The 13925-nt window shown below is 68.9% G+C and carries 13 protein-coding genes and 1 pseudogene; 5 read left to right on the top strand and 9 right to left on the bottom strand.

The genetic code is table 11. The annotated features are described in order from the left end of the window. Positions 1–128 precede the first annotated feature (128 nt). The gene (locus tag IT40_RS10500) at positions 129–476 is read left to right on the top strand and encodes an STAS domain-containing protein (RefSeq protein WP_036754272.1); all 348 of its coding nucleotides are present in this window, start codon (positions 129–131) and stop codon (positions 474–476) included. Next, a complete protein-coding gene (locus tag IT40_RS10495; RefSeq protein WP_036754270.1) occupies positions 473–1030 on the top strand; it encodes an ATP-binding protein in 558 nt (185 codons plus the stop codon). Before IT40_RS10500 ends, IT40_RS10495 begins: the two co-directional genes overlap by 4 nt. A 2-nt stretch (positions 1031–1032) precedes the next feature. Here IT40_RS10495 and hspQ read toward each other — a convergent pair. The 6 genes and pseudogenes from hspQ to IT40_RS10465 all read right to left on the bottom strand — a co-directional run bounded on the left by hspQ (position 1033) and on the right by IT40_RS10465 (position 8077). Further along, positions 1033–1365, bottom strand: a pseudogene (hspQ, locus tag IT40_RS10490) (heat shock protein HspQ). 357 nt (positions 1366–1722) lie between these two features. Continuing rightward, positions 1723–2184 (bottom strand): CreA family protein, encoded by a 462-nt coding sequence (locus tag IT40_RS10485; RefSeq protein ID WP_036754268.1) that lies wholly within the window; start codon positions 2182–2184, stop codon positions 1723–1725. A gap of 474 nt (positions 2185–2658) precedes the next feature. Continuing rightward, positions 2659–4287 (bottom strand): Na/Pi cotransporter family protein, encoded by a 1629-nt coding sequence (locus IT40_RS10480; RefSeq protein WP_036754265.1) that lies wholly within the window; start codon positions 4285–4287, stop codon positions 2659–2661. A gap of 149 nt (positions 4288–4436) precedes the next feature. Then, positions 4437–5165: a metallophosphoesterase gene (locus tag IT40_RS10475; RefSeq protein ID WP_036754262.1), complete on the bottom strand. Its 729-nt coding sequence runs from the start codon at positions 5163–5165 to the stop codon at positions 4437–4439. Positions 5166–5217: 52 nt separating this feature from the next. After that, positions 5218–6807 (bottom strand): phosphoglycerate dehydrogenase, encoded by a 1590-nt coding sequence (serA, locus tag IT40_RS10470; protein ID WP_036754259.1) that lies wholly within the window; start codon positions 6805–6807, stop codon positions 5218–5220. 115 nt (positions 6808–6922) lie between these two features. Next, entirely contained in the window at positions 6923–8077 is a 1155-nt protein-coding gene (locus tag IT40_RS10465) for a phosphoserine transaminase (protein WP_036754314.1), read from the bottom strand. Positions 8078–8271: 194 nt separating this feature from the next. Here IT40_RS10465 and serB point away from each other — a divergent pair, with 194 nt between their 5' ends. From serB to IT40_RS10450, 3 genes are all read left to right on the top strand, one after another. Beyond that, positions 8272–9147 (top strand): phosphoserine phosphatase SerB, encoded by an 876-nt coding sequence (gene serB, locus IT40_RS10460; protein ID WP_036754311.1) that lies wholly within the window; start codon positions 8272–8274, stop codon positions 9145–9147. A gap of 94 nt (positions 9148–9241) precedes the next feature. Beyond that, the gene (locus tag IT40_RS10455; protein WP_036754257.1) at positions 9242–9934 is read left to right on the top strand and encodes a CDP-alcohol phosphatidyltransferase family protein; all 693 of its coding nucleotides are present in this window, start codon (positions 9242–9244) and stop codon (positions 9932–9934) included. A gap of 56 nt (positions 9935–9990) precedes the next feature. Beyond that, a complete protein-coding gene (locus tag IT40_RS10450) occupies positions 9991–11460 on the top strand; it encodes an ABC transporter substrate-binding protein (protein ID WP_036754255.1) in 1470 nt (489 codons plus the stop codon). Positions 11461–11524: 64 nt separating this feature from the next. Here the strand turns inward: IT40_RS10450 and IT40_RS10445 are convergent, their stop codons facing one another. The 3 genes from IT40_RS10445 to IT40_RS10435 all read right to left on the bottom strand — a co-directional run bounded on the left by IT40_RS10445 (position 11525) and on the right by IT40_RS10435 (position 13920). Next, positions 11525–12436, bottom strand: coding sequence for a lytic transglycosylase domain-containing protein (locus tag IT40_RS10445; protein ID WP_036754252.1), 912 nt, complete (start codon positions 12434–12436; stop codon positions 11525–11527). A 71-nt stretch (positions 12437–12507) separates the two neighbouring features. Next, positions 12508–13047, bottom strand: coding sequence for a hypothetical protein (locus tag IT40_RS10440; RefSeq protein WP_036754248.1), 540 nt, complete (start codon positions 13045–13047; stop codon positions 12508–12510). 129 nt (positions 13048–13176) lie between these two features. Further along, positions 13177–13920 carry a L,D-transpeptidase gene (locus IT40_RS10435; RefSeq protein WP_036754309.1) on the bottom strand — a complete coding sequence of 248 codons (744 nt, stop codon included), beginning with the start codon at positions 13918–13920 and terminating at the stop codon, positions 13177–13179. Between the last annotated feature and the right edge of the window lie 5 nt (positions 13921–13925).

The raw sequence follows: 13925 nt of genomic DNA, 5'->3' as shown, positions 1-13925 counted from the left end.
CGCAAGGATCATGAAAATGCGCCCTATTTTCGCGTCTTCCGGCGCGAAAATCCGTGCGACGCTTACCAGCCGGTAACGATTGCCGGTCTAGAACGGGGGCGAGCATACAGAAAACAGCGGAAGCCAGAATGCAACTGACATTGCTGCCCCAGCCCGACGGGCTGACGATCCGCGTCGATGAAAAACGCCTCGACGCCGCCATTGCCACCGCCTTCAAGGACCGCGTGCGCGGCATGATCGCCGGCGGCGGCGCGCAGGTGACGCTGGACCTGCGCGGGGTCGAGTTCATGGACAGTTCCGGCCTTGGCGCGGTAATCGCGATCTACAAGGCCATGCCCGCGGGGCGAAAGCTGACGCTGACCGGGCTGACCCCGAATGTCGAGCGGGTGTTCCACCTGACGCGGATGGACACCGTGCTGACAATCCGCAAGTCTGCCGAAATCCCCGCCGCGCGCCCCGAAGGCCCCGAAAGATGAGCGTTTCGCCCGAACCGGCCGGAAAGCGGCTTCGCCAGCCCCCGCCACCCCGCCAACCGATGTTCCACCGCATCTTCCGCGCCGATCCCGCCACGGTGCGCACCGCGCTGCTGTTCCTGCGCGAAAGGTTCGACGGCAGCGCCGGGGACGAGGTCATCGCCAAGCTGGAACTGGCGCTGGCCGAGGTGCTGAACAACATCTGCGAACACGGCACCCGATACGAGGCGCTGCGCCTGGGCGGCCGGCCGCATGCGCCGCTGATCCACCTGTGCGTCGCGCGCCATGTCGGCGGCATCGCCTGCGCGGTGACGGATGACGGCCGGCCGCTGCCCTCCTCCTGCCTCGACATGCACGACCTGCCCTGGACCGGCCCGCCACCCCAGGATGCCGAGGCGATCCTGCTGCTGCCCGAGGGCGGCTTCGGCTGGTTCCTGATCCAGGAACTGACCGCCTCGCTGTGCTATTTCCGCGAGGGGCGGCGAAACTTCCTGGCCTTCGTCGTTCCGGTGGCCGATCCGGGGCCGCAAGCCGCGCCCGCCCCCCCGGACGCCTGACCTCAGTTCAGGCCGAATTGCAGCGGATAGCGGCCGTCCTGGAATTCGCCGAACATCTCCGTCACCTCGGGATGTTCCAGCGGCTAGCCGGAATGATCCGGCACCAGGTTCTGCTCGGAGACATAGGCGACGTAATAGGTCGCCTCAGTTTCGGCATAAAGGTGATAGAACGGCTGGTTGCGCGAGGGGCGCGATTCCTCGGGGATGGATTCGTACCATTCCTCGGTATTGGAAAACTCCGGGTCCACGTCGAAGACCACGCCGCGGAACGGATGTTCGCGATGGCGCACCACCTGGCCCAGACTGTATTTCGCGCTCTTGGACGGAATCCGCATCTCACCGTTCCTGTTTGGCGCGGCTCTTACAACCACCGGGCGCCGCTGTCCACCTGTGGGGCCGCAAACCACCTGCCCGCCCTGGCGTTGACGCGAGGGCCGGGACATTCCGCATCGGGACGGGACGCAGCGCCGGGCCACAGTGCCCGCCCTATCGACGGCCGTGCCCGCGCTGCGGCTTGGCCCCCACCGGCCAGGCCCGCGCAACCCGGCGCTGCGGGCTGCGGGCTGCGGGCTGCGGGCTGCGGGCTGCGGGCTGCGGGCTGCGGGCTGCGGGCTGCGGGCTGCGGGCTGCGGGCTGCGGGCTGCGGGCTGCGGGCTGCGGGCTGCGGGCTGCGGGCTGCGAATGCCGCAGTTTCACCGGGCCGGCAAGGCCTCGCCCGGCTCCAGCGCCACGGTCGAGATCGACATCTTGGCCGAGCCTTCCTTCACCTGATCGGCATGGGCAAGATAGACCAGCACCTGGTTTTCCTCGTCATAGATCCGCTTGACCCGCAGCGACTTGAAGATCAGCGAGCGCGAGGCGCTGAACACGTCCTCGCCCTTCGGCCCCCGGCGGATGTCGCCGATCGTGACCGGGCCGGTCCGGCTGCATTCGATGGCCGAGTTCGACGGATCCTCGAACCAGTTGCCCTGGCTCAGCCGGTCGATCAGCGAGCGGTCGAAATAGGCCAGGTGGCAGGTCACGCCCTGCACCTGGGGATCGGCGATGGCCTCGACGATGATGTCGTTGCCGACCCAATCCACGCCGACCTTGCCGACCACCTCGGCCGAAACGGGCGCGGCCATCAGCGCCAGGGCGGCAATCCATGTCTTCATCTCGTTCTCCGGGGCAGCGAAACCGGACCAAGCATGGCAAGCCCGCACCGCCGCCGCAAGCCCCGCTGCCCGCGGCACCCCCCAGGCATGGGCCCGGCACCGCGGGCGAATCGCGCCACCCGCGGCGCCCCGGCAAAGCGCGGCGCAAAAGCCGCCCGTCCCCTGCCGGCAGGATCGCCATGCCGGCCCCCGAGAACCGGCCCGCGCAAGACCGGGGCTGACCCGTGCCGGCCGCGCGGGATCCCTGGACACACGCCGCACGAAATCCAAAGGCCGCGCACCGAAACGCCCACCCCGCCGGATAAGGGTTTCCCGCGCTCGACCGATGAATCTCCACCACCCGGCAAGGGGGGCCATCCAGCCGGTCCGGGCCGCGCGGCTCGCCGGACAGCGGCTTCCGCCAGGACCGCACCCCGCGATGCGCCCGCGAACGGTCCGGCGGCGTCAGCCCGATGGCTTCGCCCGATCCGGCCGTCAGCCCCGCTTGAGCCGGCTTTCGATCAGCAGGTCGGCCTCGTCCAGGATCGGATGCGCGACCGAGACGATATGCGCATTCACCCGCTTCAGGTCGCGCAGGATGTCCAGGTGCAGCGAAGAGGTCTGCTGGCTCTCCGCCCGCCCCTCGCGCAGCCGCATCAGGTGGCGCTGCGCCGACATGCGCTCCAGCCGGCGGATCTCGACCTTCTCCTCCATCAGCTGCCGCGCCAGGTCGCGGTCGCGGGTCATGAAGACGGTCTGGGCCAGCCGCAGGTTCTCGATGGTCATCAGGAACAGCCCATCGAGTTCGCGATAGCCCTCGTCGGAAAAGCGCAGGGCCAGCGCCGCCTTCTTGCGGATCTCGGGGCCGAGCCCCTTGTCGATGATGTCGCCGACATGTTCCAGGTTGATGACGTAATCCAGGATGGTGATGGCCTGGCGCCGCTGATCCTCGCCCGCCTCGCGGCCCAGGCGGGAAAGAAAGCTCTTCACCTCCTGCTGCATGCGATCCACCCGCTCTTCCAGCACGGAAACCTCGGCCAGCGGCGCATCGTCGCCGCGGTCGAAGGCGGTGTGGGCTTGCTGCAGCATCCGTTCGACCACGTCGCCGATGGCCAGCGCCGCGCGGCTGGCGCGGGCCAGCGCCACGGCCGGCGTGTCCAGCGCCTGCCCGTCGAGCAGCTGCGCCTCGATCGGCGGCGGCGCCTCATCCTCGTGCAGGATCAGCCCGGTCAGCCGCGTGACCAGCCCCGAGAAGGGCCAGATCGCCGCGGCCAGCACCAGGTTGAAGGCCAGATGCGCCTCGACCGCCAGCCCGGTTTCCGGCAGGGGCACGGCGGTCAGCACCTGCGCCGCCTGGCCCGCCAGGGGCAACGCGACAAGGCAACCGACGGCGCGCACGACCAGGTTGCCCAGGGCGACGCGGCGGGCGGCGATGCCCTGCCCGGCCGTGGCCAGCACTGGCGGGATCGCCCCGCCCAGGTTGGCGCCCAGCACCAGCACCACGGTCAGCGCCGGCTCCATCCCCAGCGACAGCACCAGCATCACCACCGCCAGCGAGGACGAGCAGATCACCGCAAGCCCCGCCGCGATGGCCAGCGCCACCGGCCAGGCATTGCCCAGCATGGCCAGGAAGGCCGCCATGGCCGCGGATTCGCGCAGGGGCTCGGTCGCATGGCCCAGCAGGCCCAGCGACAGCAGCATCAGCGCGATGCCGATCAGCGCGAGCCCGCCGCCCGACCAGCCGCGCCGGGACTGGCGGCGCATGGCATAGCCGGCCAGCAGCAGCATCGGCACCAGCGCCTCGATCCCCGAGGCGACGATCCAGGCGGTCAGCGCCGTGCCCAGGTTGGCGCCCAGCAGCACGATCTGGGCCATGCGCGGCCGGATCATGCCGCGATCCACGAATGAGGCCGTCATCAGCGCCGTCGCGGTCGAGCTTTGCAGCCCCAGCGTCGCCACCAGCCCCGAGGCGAAGGCCCGCAGCCCGGTGCGCGTGCCCCGTCCCAGCGCCATCTTGAGCCTGATGCCAAAGGCGCGCACCATCCCGTCGCGGACCAGGCCTAGCCCGAAAAGCAGCAGCGCCACGGCCCCGGCGAGTTGGAAGATGACGGACAGGGACTGCACGGCGCCTCACCTCCTGACACGCCACGCATGGCGCATAGGGCTGATATTTGGCCCCTCGTGCCAAGGGGTCAATGGATGCGTGGGATTTGAGACATTTCCCGCCGGTGCCCTGGCAAGCCTGCCACAGGGCCGGGCTCAGGGAGACGGGCTCAGGGGGCCGGGATCGGCTCGCGCCCCGCCTCGGTCAGCAGATGCAGCCCGGTTTCGTCGAAGACGACCACGCTCAGCGGCCCGCCATAGGCCGCGCCGGTGTCGATGGCCAGGCGGTTGCCGAAATGCGTCACCTGCTTGACCGGGCTGTGGCCATGCACCACCAGCAGGCCGTGATCGCTGGCATCGTCCAGGAAACCCTTGCGGATCCAGACCAGGTCGTGCTCGGTCTGCCGGGCCAGGTCGACGCCGGGGCGGATGCCGGCATGGACGAACAGCGCCTGCGGGACCAGGTGCCACAGCGGCAGCGCGTCCAGCCAGCGCAGATGCGCCTCGGGCACGGCGCGCAGCACCTCGGCATGGGTGCGGGCGGGGTCGCGGATCTCGACGCCGTAGGAGGCCAGCGTCTCGGCCGCGCCCAGCGAGGGATGCTCGAGCCAGTGCCGCCCCGAGGCCAGTCCGGGGTCGATCCATTCCGGCTGCCAGGCAAAGCGCGGCAGGAAACGGTCGTGATTGCCCTTGAGGACGATCCAGGGCAGCCCCTCGGCCTGCCCGCGCATCAGGTAGTCGACCACGCCGCGCGAATCCGGGCCGCGGTCCTGCAGGTCGCCGACATGGACCAGCCTGCCGCCACCGCCATGCGCGGCATCGTCGCGCGCGATCAACTCATGCGCCGCGCGCAACAGGTCGAGATGGCCGTGAATGTCGCCGATGGCATAGGTCCGCATGCAAGCCCCGCAAATGAAAACCCCCGGAGCCTAGTCCGGGGGTTCGCAAGGTTCAAACCTCGAATTGCAGCGGCCGCACCTGCAGGAACTTGCCGGTGGCGCGCAGCGCCTCCAGCGCCTCGGGCTTCAGCGTCTCGTCGAGATAGAGGATGGCGATGGCATCGTCCCCGGTCTTGGTCCGGCCCAGGGTGAAATTGGCGATGTTCACGCCCAGGTCGCCCAGGGTCATGCCCAGTGCGCCGATGACCCCCGGCACGTCGCGGTTGCGGGTGTAAAGCATATGCTCGCCGATCTCGGCATCGACATTGATGCCGCGGATCTGGATGAAGCGCGGCTTGCCGTCGCTGAACACGGTGCCGGCGATGGACCGCTCGCGCGTGTCGGTGACGACGGTGGCCTTGATATAGCCGTCGAAGACGCCCGACTTGGCCTGGGTGGTGGTCGCCACCTGCACTCCGCGCTCGGCCGCCATGACCGGGGCCGAGACCATGTTCACGTCCGGGTTCGTGGCCTTCATCACCCCGGCGATCACCGCGGCGTTCAGCGCCTTGAGGTTCATCTCCGAGGCGACGCCGTCGTAAAGCACGTTGATCGCCTTGATCGGCTCGTCGGTCATCTGGCCGATGAAGGCGCCCAGGTGCCCGGCCAGCTTCAGCCAGGGCCCCATCACCGCCGCCTCCTCTGCCGTGACCGAGGGCATGTTCAGCGCATTCTGCACCGCGCCGGTCAGCAGGTAGTCCGACATCTGCTCGGCGACCTGCAGGGCGACGTTCTCCTGCGCCTCGGTGGTCGAGGCGCCCAGGTGCGGCGTCACCACCACGTTCGGCAGGCCGAACAGCGGGCTCTCGGTCGCCGGCTCGGTGGCGAACACGTCCAGCGCGGCGCCGGCGACATGGCCCGATTTCAGCAGCGCGGCCAGCGCCTCCTCGTCGATCAGCCCGCCGCGGGCGGCATTGACGATGCGCACGCCCTTCTTGGTCTTCTCCAGGTTCTCGCGCGACAGGATGTTGCGGGTCTTCTCGGTCAGCGGCACGTGCAGGGTGATGAAATCGGCGCGGGCCAGCAGCTCGTCCAGCTCGACCTTCTTCACGCCCAACTCCTTGGCCCGCTCCTCGGACAGGAAGGGGTCATAGGCCAGCACCTTCATCTTCAGCCCCAGCGCCCGGTCGATGACGATGGAGCCGATGTTCCCCGCGCCGATGACGCCCAGGATCTTGTTGAAGACCTCGACCCCCATGAAGCGGTTCTTCTCCCACTTGCCCTCATGGGTCGAGACGCTGGCCTCGGGCAATTGCCGCGCCACGGCGAACATCAGCGCGATGGCGTGCTCCGCCGTCGTCACCGAGTTGCCGAAGGGCGTGTTCATCACGATGACGCCCTTCTTCGAGGCCGCCGGAATATCGACATTGTCCACCCCGATCCCGGCGCGGCCGATCACCTTCAGGTTGGTGGCACTCTCCAGCAGCTTCGCCGTCACCTTGGTGGCCGAGCGGATGGCCAGCCCGTCGTACTGGCCGATGATCTCGGCGAGCTTTTCCTTGTCCTTGCCGACATCCGGCAGGTAGTCCACGTCGACGCCGCGGTCGCGAAAGATCTGGACGGCGGTTTCCGAAAGCTTGTCCGAAACAAGAACCTTGGGCATTTCTCTATCCTCTGGATATGCGGGGGCCGGCAGCGCGCCGCAGGCGCTGCAACTCGGCTTCTTTCGTGTCCAAATATCCCGGGGTCCGGGGCAGCGCCCCGGTCCGGCAGCGCGCTCAGGCGACTTCCGCCTGCGCCTCGATCTCGGCCTCGAAGGCATGTTCGATCCAGGGCATCAGCGCCGCGACATCGGCCGTCTCGACGGTCGAGCCGCACCAGATGCGCAGGCCGGGGGGCGCGTCGCGATAGGCGCCGGCATCCAGCGCCACGCCTTCCTTCTCCAGCCGCTTGGCGACGGCCTTGGCGAAGGCGGCGCCGTCCCGGATCCGCGGATCGGTGAACTTCAGGCAGACCGAGGTGGTCGAGGCCGTGGCCGGATCCTCGGCCAGGTCGGCGATCCAATCCTTGCCGGCGATGAAGTCGCGCACGGCCTTCGCATTGGCCTCGGCGCGGGCGACCAGCGCCTTGCGGCCGCCGAGGGATTGCGCCCATTTCAGCGCCACCAGGTAGTCCTCGACGCACAGCATCGAGGGCGTGTTGATGGTCTCGCCCTTGAAGATCCCCTCGATCAGCTTGCCGCCCTTGGTCATGCGAAAGATCTTCGGCAGCGGCCAGGCGGGGGTATGGCTTTCCAGCCGCTCGACGGCGCGCGGGCTCAGGATCAGCACGCCATGCGCGCCCTCGCCGCCCAGCACCTTCTGCCAGCTGAAGGTCACCACGTCGAGCTTGTCGAAAGGCAGCTCCATCGCGAAGGCGGCCGAGGTGGCGTCGCAGATGGTCAGCCCGGCGCGGTCCGCGGGGATCGCATCGCCGTTCGGCACCCGCACGCCCGAGGTGGTGCCGTTCCAGGTAAAGACCACGTCGTTGTCGAAATCGACCTGGGCGAAATCCACGATCTTGCCGTAATCGGCCTTGCGGACCACCGCATCCAGCTTGAGCTGCTTCACGACATCCGTGACCCAGCCCTCGCCGAAGCTTTCCCAGGCCAGCATCTCGGCCTTGCGCGCGCCCAGCAGCGACCACAGCGCCATCTCGACGGCGCCGGTGTCCGAGGCGGGAACGATGCCGATGCGGTAATCCGCCGGCACGCCCAGCACGTCGCGGGTCAGGTCGATGGCCTCGGCCAGCTTGGCCTTGCCCACGGCGGCCCGATGCGAGCGGCCCAGCGGCGCGTCGGCAAGCATGTCCAGCGAGAAATTGGGGATCTTGGCGCAGGGGCCCGAGGAAAAGCGCGGATTGGCCGGCCGCGCGGCCGGAGCAGTCTTGCCCATGATGTTAGCCTTCCAGCTATGAAGCGCCGCGTTGGGGCGGCGTGTCCCGCTGATGGCCTTAGCGCCGCCGAAGGATTCCCGCAAGAAAAAATTGCAAGCCATGCATGCGACAGTTTTTCGGCATGAATCCGACTGATTGATCCGCCGCGGCGCATTGGCTAGTGCTGCCGGAAACAATCGCCAAGGGGGCCAGCATGTTCACCGTCACCATCCTTGCCGCGCCCAGCCGCGCGGACCTGTCCGCCGCGCTGGTCGACGACCTGCGCCGCGCCTGGGATGGCGGGCATGTCATCTGGCTGGCCCAGGGCACCGCCGCCGAATTTCCCCTCGCCGCCGAGCCGGCGGATTTCTGGCAGACATGGGAACGGCTGCAGGCCGAGGGTTTCGACCTGGCGATCCAGCCCACGCGCGGCCGGCGCAAGGCGGTGCTGCTGGCCGACATGGATTCGACCATGATCCAGCAGGAATGCATCGACGAGCTGGCCGATGTCGCCGGCGTGGGCGAGCGCGTCGCCGCCATCACCGCCCGCGCCATGAACGGAGAGCTGAACTTCCACGAGGCCCTACTGGCCCGCGTCGGCCTGCTGGCCGGCCTGCGCGAATCGGCCATCGCCGAGGTGCTGGACAGCCGCATCACCCTGGCCCCCGGCGGCCGGCAGCTGGTGGCGACGATGCATGCGCAGGGCGGCTATGCCGCGCTGGTCTCGGGCGGGTTCACCGATTTCACCGGCCCCGTCGCCCGCGCGCTCGGCTTCGACGAGCATCGCGCCAACACGCTCCTGGCCGAGGAAGGCGTGCTGACCGGCCATGTCGCCCTGCCGATCCTGGGCCGCGAGGCCAAGGTCGAGGCGCTGCGCGACATCACCGCCGCCCGCGGCCTGGCCCCCGCCGACGTGCTGGCGGTGGGCGACGGCGCCAACGACCTCGACATGCTCAAGCTGGCCGGCATGGGCGTCGCGCTGCACGCCAAACCCGTGGTCGCAGCCCAGGTGGGCTTGCGAATCAACCACGGCGACCTGACCGCGCTGCTCTATCTGCAAGGCTACGCGGCCGAGGAATTTGCCGCATAGGGCCGTCGGCCGCCCGCATCACCCCGCGGCAAAAGCGCAGGGCACGGACCCGCACGAACTTGCGATCATGACCCATCGGTGACAGAAGCAGGGGATGAATCCGCGCCTCAAAGCCCTGACCGTCCACCTGCTGACCGCGACCGGAGCGGTGCTGTCCATGCTTGCCCTGCTGGCCGCCGTCCGGGGCGAATGGTCGCAGATGTTCTTCTGGCTGGTCATTGCGCTGATCGTGGACGGCGTCGACGGCCCGCTGGCGCGGCGCTATCACGTCAAGACCAACTGGCCGACCTATGACGGCGTGTTGATGGACCTGATCATCGACTACCTGACCTATGTCTTCATCCCGGCCTATGCGCTGTTCATGTCGGGGCTTTTGCCGGGCTGGACCGGCTGGATCGCGATCATCGCCATCACCTATGGCAGCGTGATCTATTTCGCCGACACCCGGATGAAGACCCGCGACAATTCCTTTGCCGGCTTCCCCGCCTGCTGGAACATGGTGGTGCTGGTGCTGTTCGCGATCAAGCCGGACTTCTGGCTGACGCTGGCCATCGTCGTGGCGCTGGCGATCGCCATGTTCACCAATCTCAAGTTCATCCACCCGATGCGCACCGAACGCTGGCGCCTGGTCTCGCTACCCGTCACCGTGGCCTGGGTGGGGTTCTCGGTCTGGGCGGTGCTGGTCGATTTCCACCCCGAAAGCTTTGCCCGCTGGGGGCTGCTGCTCAGCTCGCTGTGGCTGATGTTCGCGGGCCTCGCCCAGCAGCTGACCGAGCGGCGGGCTTGATCGCCGGCCGTTTTGCCGGGAAGCTGCGCCCAGGGATCAGCCCAAGGGGGACGGGGATGCTTGCGAAACTGATGCAGACGGCCGCGCTGGCGGCCATTCTGGCCACGCCGGCGCTGGCGGCGCCGGATTCGATCACGCTGGCCATGGTGCTGGAGCCGCCGAACCTGGACCCGACCGGGGGCGCCGCCGCCGCCATCGACGAGGTGGTCTATGCCAATGTCTTCGAGGGCCTGACCCGCATCGCCCCCGACGGCAGCGTCAAGCCCGGCCTGGCCGAAAGCTGGGACAGCGCCGACGGCCAGACCTACACCTTCCGCCTGCGCCCCGGCGTGACCTTCCACGACGGCGCCGCCTTCGACGCGCAGGACGTGGTCTTCTCGCTCGACCGCGCCCGCGCGCCCGACAGCACCAACGCCCAGAAAACCCTGTTCGAGGGCATCGAGACCGTCGAGGCCCTGGACCCGCTGACCGTCCGCGTCACGCTCAAGGCGCCGGACGGCGGCTTTCCGTTCAAGATGGCCTGGGGCGACGCGGTGATGGTGGACGAGGCCAGCGTGGCCGGGATCGCCACCAGGCCCGTCGGCACCGGCCCGTTCCGCTTCGGCGAATGGCGGCAGGGCGACCATATCCGGCTCGACGCCTTCGAGGGCTACTGGGGCGAAAAGCCGGCGCTGAAAACCGCCACCTTCCGCTTCATCGCCGATCCCAGCGCCGCCTTCGCGGCGATGATGGCGGGCGACATCGACGCCTTCCCGATCTATCCCGCCCCGGAAACCCTGGCGCAGCTGCAGGCCGATCCGCGCTTCAAGGTGCTGGTCGGCACCACCGAGGGCGAGACGATCCTGGCCATGAACCACAAGCACCCGGCGCTGGCCCAGGCCAAAATACGCGAGGCCATCGCCCATGCCGTCAACCGCCAGGAAATCATCGACGGCGCCATGTTCGGCTATGGCACGCCCATCGGCACGCATTTCGCCCCCCATCATCCCGATTACGTCGACCTGACCGCGAAATCGCAATACGACCCCGAACTGGCGAAAACGCTGCTGGCCGAGTCGGGCACCCAGATCCCGACCCTGCGCCTCGCCCTGCCGCCGACGCCCTATGCCCGCCGCGGCGGCGAGATCGTGGCGGCCGAATTGCGCGCCGTGGGCATCCAGACCCAGATCACCAACATGGAATGGGCGCAATGGCTGGAACAGGTGTTCAAGAACGCCGATTACGACCTGACCATCATCAGCCATGTCGAGCCGATGGACATCGGCATCTACGCCCGCAAGGATTATTACTTCAACTACCAGAACCCGGCCTTCGACGAGACCATGGCCCGGCTCGACGCCGCCACCGACCCGGCGGAACGCTCGGCGCTGCTGAAACAGGCGCAGGAGATCATCGCCGGCGACCATGCCAACGCCTTCCTGTTCCAGCTGGCGAAGACCGGCGTCGCCAAGGCGGAAATCGAGGGGCTGTGGGAAAACGCCCCGATGCCCGCAAACGACCTGACCCAGGTGCACTGGACGCAATAGGGGCGTCGAGTCCGGCTTCTTCGTTCCCCAAATACCCAAGGAACGCCGCCACCCGCGCGGCGTTTCAGTTCTTCAGCACCAGGCACCGCCCGCCCAGGCCCCGCAGCCGGTTGCAGAAGGCATGGGCCTCGGACTTCGAGGAATAGCCGATCTGCGCGGTGAAAAGCTTCCTCGGCCCGCCCGAGATCTTGCGATGCACATAGCTCACGCGCTTGCCGCCCAGGATCGGCCGCAGCTGCCGGTTCAGCCGCGCGACCTGCGCGCTGGCCCCCGACTGGCTGGGATGGGTGGCGACGATCACGCCCCAGGGCCAGGGATGGTCGGGGGTCTGGAACTCGCGCAGCTTGCGCGCGCTGGCCAGGTCGATGCAGGCCTGGCGAAAGGGCCGCTCCTTGTCCAGCCGCACGTCCAGCCGCTGGGGCGGATCGTCGCGCCAGATCCAGGCGGTCTGGCCGGTGATCGCCTGGACATAGTCCTGCGTCTCCCAGGGCAGGCCGCCCCCTTGCGAGACGAAGCGCGCGGCGCGGTTCTCGCCGCCGTTATAGGCCACCGCGGCCAGGCCGACATTGCCGAAGCTCGCCGTCAGCGTCGCCAGGTAGCGCGCCGAGGCCTCGATGGCCTTGGCCGGGTTGAAGGGATCGTCCAGCCCGACCATCTCGGCGGTGCCGGGCATGAATTGCGCGATGCCCATGGCGCCGACCGGGCTGATCGCGCCCGGCTCGAACAGGCTTTCCTTCCACAGCAGCCGGGCGAAGAAATGCGGGTCGAGCCCGTTCTTCCCCGCCGCCCGCTCGATGGCCGAGCAGACATCGGGCACATAGGCGGCGACCGAAATGCAATAGGTGCCGTCATCCGTGCAGCGCAATTGGTCCGGGGGCGGCGGCGGGCCATGGACCGCGTCCTCCGCCGCCTGCGCGGGAAGGGCAAGGAAAGCGGCGGAAACGGCGGCGGTAAGGGCCAGAACCGGACGGCGCATGGTGAACCCGGATGGAGTGGTCGGATGTCCAATAGCAGGCAAGGCGCGGCTTGGGAACCGCGCCTGCGCGCTTACTGGGCCTTCTTGCCCTTGCCCTTGCCGCCCTGCCCGTTGCCCTTCCCGGCGGGTTTTCCGGCTTCCGCCGCCCTGGCCGATTTGCGCGCGGCGCGGGCGGCCTCTTTCTCGGCCGCCTTGGCCGCCTGTTTCGCCGCCTTGCGCTCGGCCTTCTCGGCCTCCTTCACCCGCTTCTTCTCGGCCCTCTCGGCCTCCTTGATGCGCTTCCTCTCGGCCTTGTCGGGCAGCGGCCGCACCGGGCGCGGGGACTTGGACGGCGCGGCAGAAGCGGGGGCGGCAGGCTCGGCAGCCACATCCGCGGCGGGCTCGGCCTGTTCGGCGCGGCGGCGCTTTTCGGCGGCGGCGCGGCGCATCGCCTGGGCCAGCGCCTTGCGCACCGCCTCGTCCTGTTCGCTTTGCTTCATCGCGCGCAGGTCGCGCTGCAAGGCGGCCAGCGCGGCCTGATCCAGCAGGCGCAGCGCCGCGGTCTGGGTCTGCTCGGCAATCGCATCCAGGTCGCGCGAGGCGGAGGCGGTCGGATCGGCGGGCTTGGCCATGGGCTTTCTCCTTTCAGGCTGGGCGGATCAGGGCGGAATCTGCCACGCCCGGCCGGCGCTGGCCAGAAAAAGAACGCCCCGGCCGTGGACCGGCCGGGGCGGGCATGGGGTCGGAACCGGAAGGCGCGGTTATTGCGCGGCCTGGGCCTCGGCGGTCTGCACCTCGCCCGCGGGCGCCAGGTAGCCGTTGGGCAATTCGACCAGCGGCCCTTCCAGCGCCAGGCTTTCGGCGCGGGTGCGGACCTTGACCGCGGTGCCGCTGGGGATCTCGTCGAACAGGTCCATGATGTCCTGGTTGAACAGCCGGATGCAGCCGGCCGAGGTCGCCTTGCCGATCGAGGACGGGTCCATCGTGCCATGGATGCGATACATGGTGTCGCGCCCGCCCTTGTAGAGATAAAGCGCGCGCGAGCCCAGCGGGTTGTCCACCCCGCCGCGCAGCCCGCCCTTGAGCGGGCCGTAAAGCTCGGGCTGGGTGCGGACCATGTTGGCGGTGGGCGTCCAGCTGGGCCAGGCATGCTTGCGGCCGATGGTTGCGCTGCCCTGGAAGTTCTTGCCCGCCTGGCCGACCGCGACGCCATAGCGCATGGCCTCGCCATTGCCCAGCACGTGATAAAGGAAGCGCGCATAGGGATCGACGACGATGGTGCCGGCGCCTTCGGGGCCGTTGTAGGGCACGCGCTGGCGGCGGTTGCGCTCGGTCAGATAGGCGGGGCGGACGGCGTTGATCTCGATCGGCTCGCCGTTGGGGCCGGTATCGGTCCGCGCGCCATAGACGCCGTGATCGGGCGGCGGTTGGGTCGGGGTCTCGGCGGCAGGCGCACAGGCGGCAAGGCCAAGGCCCACCACCAGCAAAAGCGGAACAAGGCGCATCGTTT

The sequence above is a fragment of the Paracoccus versutus genome, from assembly GCF_000763885.1.
In the GTDB taxonomy this organism is placed as follows: domain Bacteria; phylum Pseudomonadota; class Alphaproteobacteria; order Rhodobacterales; family Rhodobacteraceae; genus Paracoccus; species Paracoccus versutus.
The sequence above is the reverse complement of the archived record's forward strand: the minus strand, read 5'-3'. Positions and strand labels throughout refer to the sequence as shown.